Raw genomic sequence first — 17,883 nt, 5'->3', positions numbered from 1 at the left:
CTTCTCAAAATTCGCGTTTGCCAGGCGCCGTATCCCGTGGCCTTGCAGCCAATTCCCACCGACAGAACGATCCCATCTCAATGCCCGTTGGTCTAAGACAGCAGTTCCTTGAAGATACCCTTCCCTGCCAAAAGTGTCTCGAGGGTTCCGTCTTCCACCAATTTACCCGAGTCGAAGACGATAACGCGATCGAACATCATCCCCATTGCCGGATTCGTCACGACCCACACAATTGCCGGCGAATGGCCGTCGCACCTCGCTTCGTCGAGCACGTTTCGCAGCACCTTGTCCTGCGCACGCTGGTCGAGCGCCGACAGCGGCCGGTTGAGAATGAGAAAATCGGGACGCTTGAGCAGGGCCCGGGCAACATCGAGCTTCTGCCGCTGTCCAGCGGTCAGCCGCCTGCCGCCGGCGCCGACGTTGAAGTCCAGGCCAACATCCAGAAGTTCGGCATAAAGCCCCAATTCGTCGAGAATGTCATAGACGATGGAGCGGATGCGATCCGGCGCGTCGGGATGGTTGTTGCCCACACGCCCGAACAGGACATTATCCATGACGCTGGCCGCGGCAATGTATTTGGCAGGATCATAACGTTCGATCGCATTTTGCAGCTCGGACGGCAGGGTTTCATAGAAACGGTTGCGTGCAGCGACGATCTTGCTCATCAGATCCTCGCTCAGCAGACCGAAGCGGTGCCGGGGCTCGATATAGGCAAAGCTCAGTGTAACGATCATGGCGCGATCGTTCTCCGAAACTGCCTCATAGGGCCGGTTCTTGAGCCGTTGCAACAAGGTTTCGTAGGCGGGTATCTCTTCGGCGCCCATGAAGGCGAGCTGCTGGAAGAACTGGTGATCGGGCGGCAGGTCGGCAAACAGCTCGATCGCCTGTTCGGCGATCTCCATGCCCATCTCGAAAAGCGTGCGGTCGAGGCCGGCTTGCCTCAGCACAGACGCAAAATAGGGATTGGCCGCTAGCGCCTTGTCGGCCAGTTCGGGGCCGGCGGCGGCGCCGAAGAGCAGGTTTTGGCCGATCGATGCTTCCTTGTTGTAGGCGCCTGGTTCGAAAGGAACCACCAGTCCGCTCAGCCCTTCCTGTTCCAGCCGGGTTCGAAGCGCCGCACGCAGTTCGACGATGCGCCTGGCGAGTTCCGTGTGACGCGTCAGGTCAGCCGAGGAGCGCAAGCCAAGATCCAGAATGTCGCGCGACAGAAGAACCGCGTCGAGCACCCGGCGCACCGCCTCAAAAAGGTCGTGCGGGCCGGTGGCGCCGGCGGAAGCATAGTCGATCCAGTCGCTCCGGATATCGAGGTCCGAATTGCCCGACCGCCGCGCCTCGTGAATGTTCCAGCGCTGCTGGTCTGCCGCAGCACCCTCATAAGGCACTGATGTCAGCGGCGCATGCTTCAACCCGTAGAGCAGGTTATCGCGGAGGCTTGCATGGAACAGGAAAACATCCGACGAGGCGTAGGACATGCGCCGGCCGGTCACCGCTTCGGGAAGTTCAAGCAGGTCGTCGGCGCCCGAAGCGATCTTTCCGCTGTCCGGCCAGTTCAGCCGCGCGAAGGCTTCCGCAAGCGCCTCCGCTCCACCTGTTGCGGTGCTGACCAGCGCCACCGTCTCACCCGGCTTGACCTGGAGCGAGATCCGGTCGAGGAGCATTCCACCGCCATCGTCCGCTATGGACAGATTGATCGCCGACAGCGGGTTGGTCATCGGACCGGGAGCATCGATCGTCAACGCCCCAATTCTTGGCGCAATGAGACCCTCGACGGTGAATTGCTCAACGACCTGCTGGTATTTGACCTGGACATCCTGGCGAGCCTGATCCCAGTCGATCAGTTCCTTCATCGGTCCGGGCAGGTCCTTGTAGGCGCTGATCACGGCCACCAGCTGGCCGACGTCCAGCCGCCCCCGGATGACCAGGTAGCCACCGATCATGTAGAACAGAAAGGGCGTGAGCTGCGCCAGGAAATTGTTGAGGAACTTCACCATGAATTTCCATTGGTAAAGATCGAAGCGGATCTTGAAAATGAGGCCGAGCCGGGCAGCTATGTCGGCGCGCTCGTAGTTTGATGTGTCGTGGACGTGAACCGCGCCGATGCCGTCGACGATTTCGCCGACCCGGCCCGAGAGCGCGCGCGCCGTCAACTGCCGTTCGCGCCCGAGCACGATCAGCCGCCGCCGCATGCGCGGGATGAGGACGATCTGGATCACCACGATCACGACCGCAATCGTTCCGAGCCAGAAGTTTTGCACCATGATGAACAGCATGGCCGTCAGCGCCTGACCGCCGAGCAGCACCGGCTGCAGGAAGGCATCGCCGATGAAGCCCCCCAGCGGCTCCACCTCGTCCTTCACCATGGTCGCCACTTCGGCGGATTTCACGCGTTTGAAGTAAATCGGCGGAAACCGCAGCACGCGATCGATCAGATCGAAACGGATACGCCGCAGCATGCGCTCGCCAAGTCGGCCTTTGTATGTGTTGATGTAGAGTTTGAACAGGCCGTTGATGATGACTAGCAAAAGGAAAACAATACTCAGCGCAAACAGCGTCTCCGTGCGGTCGAGCTGAAAGCCGGAGAAGAACTGCACCTCACCAATGAATGGCAGGTCATAGTGCAGCCTCATGAACGGCTGGGTCGCACCGGGTTCTCCGAAACCCTTACCTTGGATGGGGCCGTTGACGATCAGCTTCGGCAGATCGAAGGATATGAAATACGGGATCATCGAAAGCACGACGATCATCAATATCCAGACCTGCTGCTTCTTGGTGTGCGTCCAGATATAGCGGGCTAAACTGGGTTCCATCCGACCGTGGACCGTTCAATTGCAAGGCTGCAGGACATAGAAGCACCTGCTGGCTAATGGCGCATCGGCAATTTCTTCGTCGCCAACGACATGCTTCGAGCCACAGTGCACCGTGATTGTCCTGCGCTCAACGATGAAAGGACGCTGCGAGGCGGCGCGATCCAGTTCAGGCGCATGGTCGATGACCGCAACACGGGCATTGTTGATTAGCGAAGAAAGCAGCTGGCCAAACGATTGACGGCTGCCGTGGCGTTTTGGCGAACGGCCGCCACAGCTGCGCTGCTGATGCTGGCGCATGAACGCCGATGGTCCGGACTGATGCGACAGCCCCTCTCCGGCACGGGGCAATGGCGAAGCGGCGTGCAGCATGATCAACGTCCGCGAACCAACCAGCCTTGCCGGGGCAAGATTGCGTTGTGTCGCCCGAAATCCCAACCTACAAGACGAGTATGATGGATGTCACGCAACCACGCAATGCGGGCATGGACGGGCACGAACAGGCCTTGGACCTCACGCGGGGAATTGCCGCCTATGTCAACCACCCTCTCGTGGCAGGGCTGTCGCGCGTCATCGCGAGGCATCCGCAGGCCGATATCGCCAACGCCTTCAACCACAAGCAGGTCGCCTGCAAGATGTGGGCACTCGACAAGCTGTTCGATAGCTGCGGCGGCCGGTTCGGGCGCATATGGGTTCTGGGTGGATGGTACGGCGTATTGCCGGCAATGCTTTTCAACGATGCTCGCTTCGACATCGGAGCGATTGATAGCATCGACATCGATCCTGAAGTCGCGCCGGTCGCCCGGACCCTCAACCGGGATGCCGTTGACCGGTTCCGCGCGCTGACGGCAGATATGTACGCCGTTGACTATGCGGCCGCGCAGCCCGACCTGGTGGTCAATACGAGCTGCGAACACATAGTCGATCTGCGCGCCTGGCTTGCCCTGCTTCCGCGGGGCACGAATGTATTGCTGCAATCGAACGATTATTTCAGCGAGCCGACCCACATCAACTGCGTGGCTTCACTGGCAGCCTTCGAAGCAATGGCGGCCCTACGGGAGGTGCGGTTCTCGGGCGAACTGCCGACAAAAAATTATACGCGCTTCATGCTGATTGGAACTGTTTAACGCATTTCGCTCGAAAGAAGCGTGACGGCTGTCGAATAACGACGTCGCGCGAATCTCACCGGGGCGACGCGCGTTAGCTAGAGTTCCGTTTTCAGGGACCATGTTCGATGTCGCTCGCGCAGGATTTGGGCCGAGCGACGCGCGCCTTCCAGATCGAGACGATGCGCGGACGGCCTCGGTCCAGCAAGCGCCTGTTCGATCGATCGCGCCAAACCTTCAGGCGTTAGGTCCTTTTCCGTCAGCACCGTTGCAAGACCCATTTCTTCGAGCATCAGGGCGCGAACCGTCTGTTCGGTTTCCGCACCCGCCGCAAATGGAACGAGTAGGGAGCGACAACCCGCGCGAAGCACGTCGCAGACCGTGTTGTAACCCGCCTGCGAGACTGACAGACGGGCGCCGGTCAGCAGGCTGGCGAAATCCTCGCGGAACCGGAAGATCGACAGGCCCGGCGTGGCATCGCGTGCGATCGCGTCGACCTCGCCTTTCGGCAGGTTTGGACCGGTGATCAAACACCATTTCCAAGCGCCGTTGGCATTCCGCGCCGCTGCGACAGTGGCACTGACGAGGCTCTTTCCGGCAGCCCCGCCGCCAACCGACACCAGAACGTCGAAGCGCTCGGAGACCGCGGGCGGTGGCGGCGCGGCAACGAGCCCAGTGTAGGCGACCTTGGCCCTGATCGCCCCGACCAGTGGAAAGGTCTTGTCGATGGTCGCGAAAGCCGGATCGCCGTGGACCATGACAAGGTCGAAATGCCTGCTGATGAGATCGACCGTTTCCTCGTTTCGGCCCGGCTTGACGCGCTCCTGAAGGATATCACGGACGGACGTCGCCAGCAGCGGTCTGGGTGATGTCGCGTCGATGGCCTCGATCAGCGGCAGGAGTTCGAAACGCATCTGCCGGCGTCCAAATGGAAACGCCTCGACAATGACGATATCGGGCCCGCAATCCCGATAGGCCTGCAACAGCATCTCCGAACGCCATCTCTTGAAAGCATCGTCGATGGGTTTGCCCTGCAGGTCGACAAGTCCGGAAAATCCCTCATCGCCGGAGGTGACGGGTGGCAGAGATACAGATTTGACGCCCGATCCTGGAAACCCCGCGATCGGCGCGCCGCCCGTCACCACGGTTACGTCAAACCCGTCATCGACCAGAGCCGCCGCAATGCGGCTGGCGCGCGCAAGATGGCCGATACCGAGGAGGTGCTGGACATAGAAGAAGGCGCGCAGTCGCTTCATTCGGCGGTCCGCCACTCCCGCTCGAAGAGTTCCTTGAGCTGCCCAATGCTTGTCATATGATCGAAATTGGCGCGCACGCGCCACTCTGCAGCGTCACCGAGGCGGGCGCGCAGCACGGGATCACGGATAAGGCGCTCCAGCGCCTGTGCCAGGGCAATTGGATTTTCTGTCGGGACCAGCAGCCCGGTTTCATCCGGAGATAAAAGCTCCGGCACGCCGGAAATATCGGTCGACACGCAGGCGAGCCGCTGGCTGGCCGCCTCAACCAGAACGTTCGGCAGACCGTCCCGGTCGCCGTTTGCGGTGATCCTGCAGGCCAGGGCGAAGATGTCGGCGCGGCGGTAGTGCTCAAGCACCTCCTCCTGAGCAAGCGCGCCTCTCCAAGAGACGCGACCATCCAGGCCGAGCTTTTGCGCCAGCGCCTTGAGCCGTTCCAGTTCCTCGCCGCCGCCGATATGCTCGAAACGCCACGCCAAATCACCAGGCAGGAGGGCAAGAGCCTCCAGCAAGGTATCGTAACCTTTCTTTTCAACGGCGCGCCCGACACTCAGAACGATAACCGGTTCGTCCGGTGCCGAGCCGTCATGCTGTTTCCGCGCCTCGCGGAAGCTGCCGAAGCGATCAAGGTCGAGCCCATGATAGCTCAGATGCAAAGACGAGTTGCCGTTAGCGAGTTTTTTCAGACGGTCGAAGCCGGTTTTCGTGCAAGTGACCGTCCAGCGGGCCGAGGAAAGCTTGCCGGCGAGATCCCAGTCAGGCGAAGTCCAGATGTCCTTGGCATGGGCCGAGCAGCTCCAGGGCAGACCGCGAAGCTGGCTGGCATAGCGTGTCACCGATGCCGGTGTGTGCGCGAAATGCGCATGCAGCCAGCCCACATCTTCCGGCCATTCGGCCGCCAACACGAGCGCTTGCCCGAAGCGGCGTACGCGATTGCGCGTAAAGTCGCGAGGGATGTCGGTAGCCAGCGATCCGAACGCGCGCCAGAAGCCTGGCCGCAGCAGACAAGCAAACAGCGAGCGAGCCACCCGCATCGGTTCTTCATGCAGATATTCCGGCAGATAATGGACGGGCGCTTTGATCTCGTTATGCACCGGATGGCGTTTTGTGTCGGTCGGCCGTCTCAGCGCGACGAGTATCAGGTCGAACCCCGCTCGCTCCAACCCGAGCAGCTCCTGCGCGATGAAGGTTTCCGACAGCCGCGGATAACCCTTCAGAACCACGACGATCTTGCGAGGTTGCAACTCAGTTGATGCCTTCAATGACCGAAAGGTGATGGCCGGCACGCCGGTCGAGCAGTTCCGCGACGATTGCGGAAATATGAGGCAGCCCTTCCAGCCTCAGGTGCGGATTGCTCTGCGATGGGCGGGGCCGATCCGGCAGCACCTTCAGTGTATCGGCAAACCGCTGGGAATCCTCAGCTTCTTCCGGGGAAAGCATCTTGATGAGACCGAGTTCGGCTGCTCGCCGTGCGCGGATCAGTTGCTCCTCGCGCGGCTTGACGCGGGGCACGATCAGCGCCGGCTTGTCGAAAGACAGTATCTCGCAATAGGTGTTGTAACCGCCCATCGCCACTACCGCCTTGGCGCCGGCAATCAGCTCTTCCATGCGGTTGTCGAATTCGATGATCTTGATATACGGGATTTTGGACCCCTTCTTAAGAAACTTGTTGCGCTTGCGCGCCGGCATGTAGGGCCCAAGCACGATCAGCGCCCTATGCTGCAATTGCGGATCCTGCTGATAGGCATCGATAACGTTGTGGATCAGATCGGCGCCGTCGCCGCCGCCACCGGTCGTAACGAGGATATAGTCGCCCTCGGGGCGGTGGCCGGGCAACTCGTTCTTCTGCAGGCTCCGTTGCAGGAAACCGACGAACTTCATCTTTGCCCTGATAGCCGGCGGCACATCCAGGCCGGTCAACGGATCGTAAAAATCCGGCGGACCGTAGGCCCAGACCTTGTCGTAGAACAGGCCTATCTTGCGCATCACATCCCTGCGTTCCCACTCTGCTTCCAGCAGATGCGGCGCATCCATCACCTCGCGCAGGCCAAGCACCAGCGTAGTGCCTCGCGTCTTGAGGTAGGACAGCGTGTCCTCGATCTCACCGCGCAGCCCGAGCGGTTCCTTGTCGACGATGAAGATATCCGGCCGAAACGTCTCGGCTGTGTGGCGAATGATCGACTGGCGCATTCTTAGCGTCTCATGCAAATCGATATCCTTTTCCAGCGAGGTGTATTCGCCGTTGCGCAACTTGATGACGCTCGGGATCTTCACGAAGTCGACGCGGGCGCGGTAGTCGAAGGCGCCGGCGATAGGCGCGCCCGAAATGATAAGCACCTGAAGTCCGTGGAAATCCTCGACCAGGGAATGCGCGATCGTGCGGCAGCGCTGCAAGTGGCCGAGCCCGAACGTGTCGTGGCTGTACATGAGAATTCGAGCATCTTGTACGTGCTGGGTCATTGTCGAACCTCTTTAGAATTCTCGCCTGAGGACCGCGGGCCCCCGCAGGATTCGAACCCATTTCTCGCGGGTCTATCGACCTGTTTTGAACATGAGGGAGCAATTTTTTCAAATTATATTACCCAAGAGGGTTCATATGCTGAGCAGCGTCTGCTCAGCTGCTATGCACATTGGGTGCGATGCCCAGCCTATTTGCCTTGTCGGCCTCGTGCGCTGCAGATAGATCACGGCGGATACATCGAGACGGGTCGCGGGCTGGCCGATTGCTTGCTTTCAGAAAAGCGGCCAGGGCGATGGCGCTCCTCCCTCGTGGCCGACGCGGCTAAACTGCCCAAGAATGGGCTGAAGATCTTCAAAGACAGCGCGCCGACACAGACCATGATCGATGCCCCAGATGCGGGCGCTCTCGCGCCGCCCACGCAGAACATCGCCTTGTCCCTCAGCCAGACGAATTCAGTAACAGCATTGGCGTTATCCCACCTCCGACCCGATGAGCGAGGGGGCAACCCGCGCGGCCCACCCAAGCGCAGGACCTAACGTCGACGATTGTGCCTTCGAGCGTCGCCCAAGCGAAAGAGCCATATCCTACTCAAATTGAGGTATGACTCCGCGGGGACAGCCTTTAAAGCATGTGCTAATAAAGTCGTTTCGGGGAGGATGCCATGCCGTCCTTGAGGTGGGCTGCAGTTGTCGCGCTTGCCGCGAATCTCATCAATGCGACACCGACCATAGCCGCCGAAGCAGTGGGCCGGGCAGTCGTGATCAAGACTGCCGTTACCGGCGCAACCGGACCACTGGTGGTCAGCGCACCCGTTCATCGGGACGAACGAATCAGGACATCCAATACCGGGCTTGGCCAATTCGTGTTCCGGGATGGCACCAAGCTGGCGGTGGGGTGGGGTTCTTCCGTCGTCCTCGACAAATACGTCTTCAACGATGATAATTCGGTGAAGAAGCTCACCATCCGCGCTGCCAAGGGAACGTTTCGCTGGATAAGCGGGAGCTCGCCTTCGTCCGCCTACCAGATTGTGACGCCCGCAGGCACAATAGGCGTGCGGGGAACAGCATTCGATGTCCACATCGCGCCCAACGGCAAAACCGCCGTCGTGCTGCTGAAGGGGTCGGCCCGATTCTGCAGCGGCGGCGGATGCAGGGAACTGAAGCGGCGCTGCGATTGCGTGGTCGCGACGCCGTCAGGCGCGATGTCCGACGTTATCAAGGTCAATCGATCTGTGCTCACCACACTCGGCACCTCGCGGGCATTGCCGTTTCTGACCGGCAATCAGCAGCTCTCGGGAGGCTTTGACGCAATCGGCGGAAATTGCGGGCTTACGGCTGCCATTCAGCAGGAGCATACGGCGCGGCCGGAGCGGCGCAACTCACCGGCACCACCCAGTCCGGGCACCCCCGATCCGCCGAGCCCGCCGCGGGGCGACAAAGATGACGGCAACAACGGCCATGGAAATGATCCGGGCAAGCACGATCCCAGCAATCCCGGAAAATCCAAGGGTCCTGGCAAAAAGTAGCGGCAGGGGTGGCCGGCAGTGGCAAGAGCAGCGGATAGCCGCTCTTTTTCTCGGCGCGTCCGTATCCGACTTCGCCAACCGGTCTGGGCCAACTCGCCCCTACGTCGGGGTGGACGAAATTGTTGCCCTTGAACAGCGGCGAGTCGAGCGGTCGACCGCCCTGCATCAATGAAGGTCAGGAACCGGAGCCGAATTGTTGCTCCGCATAGCCGGCATTCGCTTCCATCGCCGCTCCCGCCCGCTTGCCAACAAAATCATCCGCTCTGCGCGAGATCCGGCCATAGAATTCCTGCAACCCTGTCGGCAGGCCCGCGGCCTTGGCTTTGGCCGCCGCGATCATCTTTCGGGTGCCTGGCAAGCGCGATTGCAACGCCTCCACGAGCTTGCCGTGGAGAAGCCGCAATTCGGCAAAATCCGGCGACGACCCAACGTTCTCGTCGCCGACGACGGCATTGATTCTGGTCCTCGTGCTCTTTCCCTTGAGTTCCAGCGATCCCGCGTCGAGCAAGGCCCAGCCTTGCAGCGATCTTACTGTGTCGTCGGACGCGAGGATATCGAAACTCACCGTCTTGCACGTTGTCTCGATACGCGCTGCGATGTTCACCGCGTCGCCAACGGCCGAATAGTTGAAACGCGATTCCGCGCCCATATTTCCGACACAGGCGACGCCGGTATGGATTCCGATACCGATGCGAACCGTCTGCCCGGCCCCGAATCCGAATGCATCGCTTTCGTTGAGGCGGGCAATCGTCTCGCGCATCGCCAATGCCGCGCGAGCGGCTTTGCGGGGATGATCGGTGACGTCGACCGGGGCATTCCAAAAGGCCATGATCGAATCGCCGATGAACTTGTCGAGCGTGCCTTCATTGGCGGTGACATGACGGCTGAGCGCGTCGAGAAGCGTGTTCAAAAACCGCACGACGGCGGTGGGCGGCAGTCTTTCGCTGATCTCCGTGAAGTTTCGCACATCGACAAACATCACGGTCAGCTCTCGGTCGTCGCCGCCAAGACGAAGCGCGTCGCGCGTGTGCTCGATCCGGTAGAGAAGCGATGGCGACAAATACTGACCGAAGGCCCGCCGGATCGCGCGCCGCTCTCGATCAGTCACCAGGAAGCGGAAAGAGGTTGTCGCGAAATGCGTGATCGTGCCCATGAGGATCGGCGCAAACGGGTCGAACAGCAGTCCCGCAAGCGAAAAGGCAAACCATGATGCGACGAGCGCCAGTCCCGTGATCGCAAGGCCGCAGGCGAGCGCAATCGCGGGGCTTACGAAAATCGTCAGAATCACCAGGAGGCTGCCGAGCATCGCGATCGACGCGATTTCCAGCCCGTTTGCCCAATCAGGCCGAGACAGATAGTGGCCGGACAGCACCTGTTCAACGATCTGCGCGTGGATCGAGACGCCCGGCACGTTCTCACCGAGCGCGGTGACACGAATGTCCTGCAGCCCGGCGGCCGAAGTGCCGACAAACACGATGCTGCCTTCGATCGCGGCCCTCGTTTCGGACGAGACGCCGCCGGGTGCAAGCACGTCCTTCGCCGAAACATAACGCTCGGCCCTGTCGGGACTGACATAGAGCCAGAGTTCGCCGGCCGAGGTCACCGGAATAACGAAGTCGCCGATCTTGACGGAGGTCATTATGCCCTGCCGATCCGGCGCGCCGGCAATGAGGTAGGTGGAGGCCCCCTGCGCTACTCTTATGGCTTCGAGGGCAAGATCCGGATAAAGCTGCTCACCATCAGTCAGAAAGAGTGGGGCTGTCCTCACCACAGCGGTCGATCTGCCGGGATTGAGGCTGATGTGTCCGATGCCGGCTGAATTGGCCTCAAGCTGCGGCCGCAGCGGCGTGGCTGCCTTGATAGGCGGAGGAGCAGCGATCGGGCTCTCGCCCATAAAGGCAATGCCAGCCTTGATTTGCGGCCGATAGTTCCCTTCGTTGGAGATGCCGTAGCCCAGGATAACTGGCTTGCCGGCGATCGACCCGGCGAAGATCTCGTCATTGTCGGGCAGGCGGTCGAGCAGGGCCGGATCGATGCCCGGCACGTCGCGGAGGACAGTGCGAGGCGACAGACGGTCGGGCTCGGCGAAAAGAATGTCGAATGCGATGGCTGCCGCACCAAGCTCCGTCAGCTTTTCGACCAGGGCCGCCATGCGATCCCTGGGCCACGGCCACTGCCCGAACTGCTGCAATGAGGCCTCGTCGATGTCCACCACGCGGACGGGCATCGACTCGAAGCGGCGAGGTGCCAGCCTCTGATACTGGTCGAACGTTGCTTCGCGGGCGAGTCTCAACGGCTGCGGGTCGCTCGCCCGGACAATGGTAAGCGCTGCGACCAGCGACAGACCCAGGATGACGCCGGCCAACTGGGCGCGTGTCATGACATCTGCACCAGTAACTGTGCCGCGTATCCTGCCTGCATGGCCCCGCTCCGGGAGGCAGCTTTCGAGCCTCGAAGCTAGGCTGCATTGTTCCCGGCAAATGTGCAATCGCCAACCTTACGCCCAACGGAGCAGCGCGGGCCGTGCGCTGGCGATTTGCGTAGCGACGAAGTTCTCAATCGGCTCCAGCGCTAGACAGTCGAGGAGCAAGAGCGCTAGCGGAGGCCGCCGGCCATTTTCTCGCTCTCCGGCAAGTTTCGCAACCACAGCATAGCGGCCGCCCCAAGAAGCGGACCCGGCACCAGCAGCAGGAAGGCCCAGCGCCAGCCACCGATGAAGTCGGCGAAGCGCGGCGTCAGCCAGATGGCGAGCACCGTCAGCGCAAAGCCGGCGCCAAGCTGCACCGACAGCGCCGTGCCGACGAAGCGGCGATCGCCGAGCTCGGTCACTGCGGCTGAGAATTGCGCCGAATCGCCGATCACCGAAATACCCCAGACGACGGCGACCAGCATGAACAGCCAAAGCGGCCCGGCAAACAGGAAGCCCATCAGCAGCGCACAGCTTCCCGAGACGATCATCATGCCGGCGGTGGTCGCGGTTCTGCCGATGCGGTCCGACAGATAGCCGCCCAACAGGCAGCCAATGATGCCGGAGGCGACGACGAAGAAGGTCGAAAGCGAGGCGGCAGCGGCCGATCCGATCGCCTGCGCCTCGAATGCCGAGCGCGTATAGGCAAGCAGCCACGCCCACATGGCGTAGAGTTCCCACATATGGCCGAGATAGCCGAGATTGGCCAGGAGCAGCGGCCGCTCGCGAAACACCTGCCCGATGCGCGATGGCTCGAACACCGCCTTGCCGAAAGGATAGGGCCCCTCCCTTGCGAACAAGAGAAACAGGAGCGCGCCGACCGTCGTTGCTAGACTGGCGGCCGCGACCACCGGCCGCCAGTCGAGCGCGGTCAGGACAGCGCGAAAAAGATGCGGCAGCGCCGAGCCGATGGTGAGCGCGCCTATGACTGCGCCGAGCGCCAGCCCCCGGTCGCGCGTGAACCAGGTGGCGACGAGCTTCAGCGCCGGCGGATAGACGCCGGCAAGTGCTGCGCCGGTGACAATACGCGCGGCGATCACGCCGCCCGGCCCGAGATGAAACAGCAGGCTCGCATTGGCGAGCGCGGCGACAAAAGCGGCGGCCGCCATCAGCCGGCTGAGCCGCACCAAATCGGGAAGGTTGACCAGGCTCGCCCCCAGCGCACCGATCACGAAGCCGACCTGAACGCCGTTGGTCAGCCAGGCCTCCCCGCCGGCGCCGAGCGCAAGCTCCTGCCTCAGTTCGGGCAGGATGGCGGTCGCCGAAAACCAGGTGGTCAGCGACAGAACGACCGCCAGGCAAAGCAGCGACAGCACGCGCCAGCGGCCGCTGTCGGCGGCCATGCCAAGCGGGCTGCCGCTCACCGCGCTCATGCGCCTTGCAGCGGGACGGTCAAAACGGTCGCCGCGCCGGTGGGACAAAGCTCCCCTGGCCGTTGCGTAGGCTGGTCTCGATCTTGCAGATCGGCTTGTCGGGGCGCAACTTCTTGACCTCTACGCGTCCGATGATCGCCTACTCAACGCCGACCGCCTTGACGAACTTCCATGCGATTTCGAGAAAGACGGTCCCGGGCCCGGGCAAATCCTCCGCGACCAGGGCATTGAGAATACCAGAACTGACGCCGCCGTGGAGGATCGGCTTGCCGAACACCGATTCTCGGCCAGCGCGGTCATTATGCAGCGAATTGCGCTCGCCGGTAATGTGGGTGGAAAGTTTCGATTCTATGCCAGCCCGAACCGTTCGACGGCCCGCATGATGCCGCGCAGTTCGGCGAGGCCCTTCAGCCTGCCGATCAGCGAATAACCGGGATTGATCCTGGTCTTGCCGATGTCGTCGGCGAGTAGATGTCCGTGATCGGGTCGCATCGGAATGCGCCAGTCGGCGCGGCCTTCCTTCCGACGGCGCGCTTCCTCCTGCATCAGGGCGAGGATGACATGCGCCATGTCGGTGCCGCCCTCGAGATGTTCGGCCTCATAGAAGGAGCCGTCATCCTCGATGGTGACGTTGCGCAGATGGACGAAATGGATGCGGCCGGCGAACTCCTTGACCATGGCAACGATGTCGTTGTCGGCGCGCGTACCGTAGGAGCCTGTGCAGAATGTCAGCCCGTTTTCCGGGCTCTCCACGGCATTGAGAATGAACCGCGCATCTTCAGCTGTCGAAACGATGCGCGGCAGGCCGTAGAGCGAGAAGGGCGGATCGTCGGGATGGATGCACATGCGCACCCCTTCCTGTTCGGCGACCGGAATAATCTCGCGCAGGAACCAGGCGAGATTGTCGCGCAATTCCCTTGGCCCAATCGAATCGTACTCGGCCAAGGCCTCGCGAAAACTGTCCCGGTTGTAGCTGCGCTCGGTGGCGGGCAGTCCGGCGATAAGGTTACGCTCGATCCGGTCGATTTTCTCGTCGCTGAGCTCTTTCAATCGCGCTTCCGCTTCGGCGATGCGCGCGGCGCTGTAGCCGGCCTCGGCATTCCGTCGCTTCAGCACGAACAGGTCGTAGGCCGCGAAATCGATCGCGTCGAAACGCAATGCATAACCCGTCGTCGGAAGGCGATACGCCAGATCGGTGCGGGTCCAGTCGACCACAGGCATGAAATTGTAGCAGATCGTCGCGATGCCGGCCTTCGCCAGCGCTCGGATCGTATCCTTGTAAAAGCCGACATAGCGCAGCCGTTCCGGCGAGCCGATCTTGATCGAGTTGTGGACGGGGATGCTCTCGACGACCGACCAGGTCAGCCCCGCCGCCTCGATGATCCGCTTGCGCTCCAGGATGTTTTCCAGCGGCCAGGCGCGCCCGTCATAGATGTCGTGCAGCGCCGAGACGATTCCGGTCGCCCCGGCCTGCTTGACGTGATCCAGCGTCACCGGATCGTCCGGGCCATACCAACGCCAGCACTGCTCCATTTTCTGCCTTCCTTTGACAGGGAGCGGCAAGTTATTGTTGGACCACGATGAGAGTCAATGACAATTTGGGCTTTATCGGACGCCCTAATGGCCGACAGGTAGCCCGGCAAACTGATCGAGACCGCATCCAACTCGATTGTTTTCCCGGAATCTTGCGATATTCTGGTCCAACAATTTGGGAGATCGTCATTGGAAAATTCTCAGGCCGTGCGCGAGAGCGTCGCCCGCCGGCACCCCGGCGGCAGTTCGGCGGTCGATGCCGCGGCCGGGCGTATCCTCGATCTCATCCGCTCGCGGCAGCTGAATGTCGGCGACGTGCTGCCCACAGAGCGCGAGCTCAGCGAGATCACCGGCACCAGTCGCAACACCGTGCGCGAGGCTTTGCGCGCCATTCGGACCTACGGGCTGATCGAACCGAAACCCCGCGTCGGGGCGGTGCTCGCCGACGGGCATGGCATCGCCATCCAGAATTTCTTTGCCGCGCATATGGATGTCTCGCGCTCCTCCTTCGCCGACATTCAGGGCTTCAGGCGCATCATCGAAGTCGGCATCGGCGACCACATCGTGCTCAACATCACCAACGAGCAGATCGAAGCGCTCGACGCGGTCAACGCGCGGATCGTCGAGAGCCGCTCGATCCAGGAGGCCGCCGAGAATGATTTCGACTTCCACATGGCGTTGATCGGGCTGGCGGACAACCGCATGCTGTCGGACATGTATTCCTTCCTTTCCCCGGTGATCCTGCGGATCATGACCATCGGCAAGGAGATGCGCCCGGTCCTGGCCGACACCCGCGCCGCGCATGGCGAGATCGTCGCCGCCCTGCGCGCGCGCGACAGGGTGGCCTACGCCTACCTGATGAGCCGCCATCTGGATTTCGCCCTGCGATTCCTGCCGGAAGAGCCGGGTTCCGACACGTGACTGAAGGAGTTCCCGCAATGAAGGATTTTGTTGGCAAGGTCGCCCTGGTGACGGGGACCACGGGAATCGGTCTGGCAACCGCCAGGCGCCTCGCCGCGGGGAGTGCTGCGATCATCGCCTGCGGCATCGACCGCTCGGCCAATGCGGCAATGAGAGCGGAGCTGGAAAGTTCCGAAGCCGGCGCGCTGGTCGTCGACACCGACGTCTCCGTGGCGGACCAGGTCCGCGATGCCGTCGCTGCCGGGGTCGCACGGTTCTGCGGCCTCGACGTGATCATCAATTCGGCGGCCGTCCATCCCTACGGAACCGCGACCACGACCGACTGGGAAACATGGAACAGAGCGATGACGGTCAATGTCGGCTCGATCTACCTGACGGCGCATTTCGGCATCCCCGAAATGATCCGCCGCGGTGGCGGCGCCATCGTCAATGTCGCCTCGGTGCAGGGTTTCGCCTGCCAGCAGAACGTCGCCGCCTATGCCACGACCAAGGGCGCAATCCACACGCTGACGCGTTCGCTGGCGCTGGATTACGCGGCGGCTGGCATCCGGGTCAATTCGGTCAGCCCAGGCTCGATCCGCACACCGATCCTGGAGAAGGCCGCGCGTGGCGAAACCGGCAGCGATGCCGATGTCGAGGAAGCGTACAGGCGCTTCGGTGCGGCGCATCCGCTTGGCCGCATCGGCGAACCAGAAGAAGTGGCCGAACTCATCGCCTTTCTGTGCTCCTCCAGAGCGAGCTTCTGCACCGGCGCGGATTACAAGATAGACGGCGGCCTGACCGCCGGCATCGGTGTGAAATAGAGGCATGAAGATCGGTCTTGGCCTTTGCCGGAGTAGCTGACGCCGGACGATTTCCGCTTTGCCCGTCAGGCGGCGCCATGAGTGTCGCTCCCCGCCTCACAACTGATTTTCGTGGCCCCGACGATCACCCAGGATAGATCAGGAGCTCGTTGGCATTGCAATGTGGTCGCACCAGTGGCGATCGCATCGCATTCGTGTTGAAAACGCAGGTTCAAAATCACCCAAAAGCAAGTGAAGTCGAGGTCAAAAGGTTTAAACTGATTTATATTTCGATTCAAATTGTCCATATTAACTAACTATTAACATGTCGCTTAACTTTTTGATTTTTTTACGTATGGTGCCATGAAGGAGGTAGTTCGAACTACCGGAGAATGGGGCGACTTCTCCTATGCGAAAAGTTTTAGAAACTTCAAAAAGAGATTTTGAACAACACAGCGTTACGACCGGCGGATCGGATCCGCTCCACTCCAGCCAACATCTGAACCATGAGACCTCTCGTTTTCCGCGGCTGCAGCACCAGACTTCGACCGGACGTCCAAGCGTGACCGCCGTGGCAGCGCTAGAAGCAGCCCCTTCCCGGCAGGACCTGCCTGCATTGCCGACGGTGCAGCTTGGCGGGCTGCCTGTCACCGTGATCGACCGGCAGGGCGCCGCCCGCTTGATGCTCGCGGCGGCGCGGCAGCACCGCCATGGCAGCCGTCCCTACTACTTCACCTCCGTCAACGGCGAGGTCATCGCCCAGGCTCGCGCGAAATCGGAGATCGCCGCCCTCTTCCGCGAAGCCGATCAGATCTTCGCCGACGGCCAGCCACTTGTGCTCGCCTCGCGCCTATTGTGCCGCACGCGGTTGCCGGAACGGGTGGCCACCACCGATCTGTTCCACGATGTCGCTAAGCTCGCCGAGAACGAGGCCGCGACCTTCTACCTGCTTGGATCGACTGAGGCCGGGAACGCCAAGGCCGTGGCCGCCATCAAAGCCAGCTATCCGCGCCTGCGCATCGTCGGCCACAGCCACGGCTACCTGACCGGCGAAGCACTCGAGAAAAAGCTCGAAGAGATCGACGCGCTTGCACCGGACATTTTGTGGCTCGGCCTCGGCGTGCCGCGCGAGCAGATCTTTGTCCGCGATTTTGGCTCGCGGCTCTCGAATGTCGGTGTGATCAAAACTTCCGGAGGGCTGTTCGACCATATTGCCGGCAAGGTCCGGCGCGCCCCGCTCTGGGTCCAGAAGGCGGGTTTCGAATGGCTGTGGCGCATGTTGATGGAGCCGCGCCGGCTGTTCTGGCGCTACTTCACCACCAATCCCCGTGCCCTTTATGCCCTGTTGAGGTATTCCCAATGACAGCCGAACATTCGCTGCGTCCGCTGCCGGAGGGAACCGACACGGAGATCGCTGTCGTCGGCGGCGGGCTCTCCGGGACACTTGCCGCGACTCTCCTCGGCCGGTCAGGCTACTGTGTCACGCTGATCGACCGCCACCCCGTTTTTCCGCGCGAGTTCCGTGTCGAGAAGATCGCCGGCGACCAGATCGACAAGCTGCGCCGGATCGGCCTCCTCGACAGTCTTTCCACGGCGGCCGCGGCATTCGACGAGATCGTCAACGTGCGCAAGGGGCGAGTGCTCGACCGCACGCGAGC

15 protein-coding genes are annotated in these 17,883 nt (G+C 61.8%); 6 read left to right on the top strand and 9 right to left on the bottom strand.

Features of this window, described 5'->3' with window-relative positions; translation table 11 throughout:
- Positions 1-92: 92 nt before the first annotated feature.
- Together EOA49_RS05640 and EOA49_RS05635 are read right to left on the bottom strand one after the other, a co-directional pair.
- The gene (locus EOA49_RS05640) at positions 93-2,807 is read right to left on the bottom strand and encodes an ABC transporter ATP-binding protein (protein ID WP_095781213.1); all 2,715 of its coding nucleotides are present in this window, start codon (positions 2,805-2,807) and stop codon (positions 93-95) included.
- Positions 2,808-2,822: 15 nt separating this feature from the next.
- Positions 2,823-3,176, bottom strand: coding sequence for a hypothetical protein (locus EOA49_RS05635; RefSeq protein WP_095800379.1), 354 nt, complete (start codon positions 3,174-3,176; stop codon positions 2,823-2,825).
- An 83-nt stretch (positions 3,177-3,259) separates the two neighbouring features.
- On the opposite strand from EOA49_RS05635, the gene EOA49_RS05630 reads away from it, so the two are divergent.
- On the top strand, positions 3,260-3,931 hold the full coding sequence (locus EOA49_RS05630; RefSeq protein WP_082953982.1) for a class I SAM-dependent methyltransferase: 672 nt from the start codon (positions 3,260-3,262) through the stop codon (positions 3,929-3,931).
- A 77-nt stretch (positions 3,932-4,008) separates the two neighbouring features.
- On the opposite strand, the gene EOA49_RS05625 is transcribed toward EOA49_RS05630, so the two are convergent.
- The 3 genes from EOA49_RS05625 to EOA49_RS05615 are packed head-to-tail and all read right to left on the bottom strand — an operon-like array spanning position 4,009 to position 7,623.
- A complete protein-coding gene (locus tag EOA49_RS05625; RefSeq protein ID WP_127240509.1) occupies positions 4,009-5,166 on the bottom strand; it encodes a glycosyltransferase family protein in 1,158 nt (385 codons plus the stop codon).
- Positions 5,163-6,407: a glycosyltransferase family 4 protein gene (locus tag EOA49_RS05620; protein ID WP_127240512.1), complete on the bottom strand. Its 1,245-nt coding sequence runs from the start codon at positions 6,405-6,407 to the stop codon at positions 5,163-5,165. The genes EOA49_RS05625 and EOA49_RS05620 overlap by 4 nt, the downstream gene beginning before the upstream one ends.
- Position 6,408: 1 nt before the next feature.
- Positions 6,409-7,623 (bottom strand): glycosyltransferase family protein, encoded by a 1,215-nt coding sequence (locus EOA49_RS05615; RefSeq protein ID WP_066994049.1) that lies wholly within the window; start codon positions 7,621-7,623, stop codon positions 6,409-6,411.
- Positions 7,624-8,285: 662 nt separating this feature from the next.
- On the opposite strand from EOA49_RS05615, the gene EOA49_RS05610 reads away from it, so the two are divergent.
- Positions 8,286-9,149 (top strand): FecR domain-containing protein, encoded by an 864-nt coding sequence (locus tag EOA49_RS05610; RefSeq protein WP_095800384.1) that lies wholly within the window; start codon positions 8,286-8,288, stop codon positions 9,147-9,149.
- 175 nt (positions 9,150-9,324) lie between these two features.
- Here EOA49_RS05610 and EOA49_RS05605 read toward each other — a convergent pair whose 3' ends face one another.
- The 4 genes from EOA49_RS05605 to uxuA all read right to left on the bottom strand — a co-directional run bounded on the left by EOA49_RS05605 (position 9,325) and on the right by uxuA (position 14,522).
- On the bottom strand, positions 9,325-11,529 hold the full coding sequence (locus tag EOA49_RS05605; protein ID WP_127240508.1) for an adenylate/guanylate cyclase domain-containing protein: 2,205 nt from the start codon (positions 11,527-11,529) through the stop codon (positions 9,325-9,327).
- A gap of 215 nt (positions 11,530-11,744) precedes the next feature.
- Positions 11,745-12,989: an MFS transporter gene (locus EOA49_RS05600; protein WP_067326274.1), complete on the bottom strand. Its 1,245-nt coding sequence runs from the start codon at positions 12,987-12,989 to the stop codon at positions 11,745-11,747.
- Between the two features lie 139 nt (positions 12,990-13,128).
- The gene (locus EOA49_RS33350) at positions 13,129-13,266 is read right to left on the bottom strand and encodes a MaoC/PaaZ C-terminal domain-containing protein (protein ID WP_206628220.1); all 138 of its coding nucleotides are present in this window, start codon (positions 13,264-13,266) and stop codon (positions 13,129-13,131) included.
- Between the two features lie 71 nt (positions 13,267-13,337).
- Entirely contained in the window at positions 13,338-14,522 is a 1,185-nt protein-coding gene (uxuA, locus tag EOA49_RS05590; RefSeq protein ID WP_127241591.1) for a mannonate dehydratase, read from the bottom strand.
- Between the two features lie 189 nt (positions 14,523-14,711).
- Here uxuA and EOA49_RS05585 point away from each other — a divergent pair, with 189 nt between their 5' ends.
- The 4 genes from EOA49_RS05585 to EOA49_RS05570 form a co-directional block, all read left to right on the top strand.
- The gene (locus EOA49_RS05585; protein ID WP_245460549.1) at positions 14,712-15,443 is read left to right on the top strand and encodes an FCD domain-containing protein; all 732 of its coding nucleotides are present in this window, start codon (positions 14,712-14,714) and stop codon (positions 15,441-15,443) included.
- A gap of 17 nt (positions 15,444-15,460) precedes the next feature.
- Entirely contained in the window at positions 15,461-16,246 is a 786-nt protein-coding gene (locus EOA49_RS05580) for an SDR family oxidoreductase (protein ID WP_127241590.1), read from the top strand.
- A 661-nt stretch (positions 16,247-16,907) separates the two neighbouring features.
- The gene (locus EOA49_RS05575; protein ID WP_245457004.1) at positions 16,908-17,588 is read left to right on the top strand and encodes a WecB/TagA/CpsF family glycosyltransferase; all 681 of its coding nucleotides are present in this window, start codon (positions 16,908-16,910) and stop codon (positions 17,586-17,588) included.
- The coding region (locus EOA49_RS05570) for an FAD-dependent monooxygenase (RefSeq protein ID WP_164749197.1) at positions 17,585-17,883 on the top strand (299 nt) is incomplete at its 3' end. The genes EOA49_RS05575 and EOA49_RS05570, both read left to right, overlap by 4 nt.

The organism is Mesorhizobium sp. M1A.F.Ca.IN.020.04.1.1 (genome assembly GCF_003997315.1).
In the GTDB taxonomy this organism is placed as follows: Bacteria; Pseudomonadota; Alphaproteobacteria; order Rhizobiales; family Rhizobiaceae; genus Mesorhizobium.
This window is presented reverse-complemented; position numbering and strand designations above follow the sequence as displayed.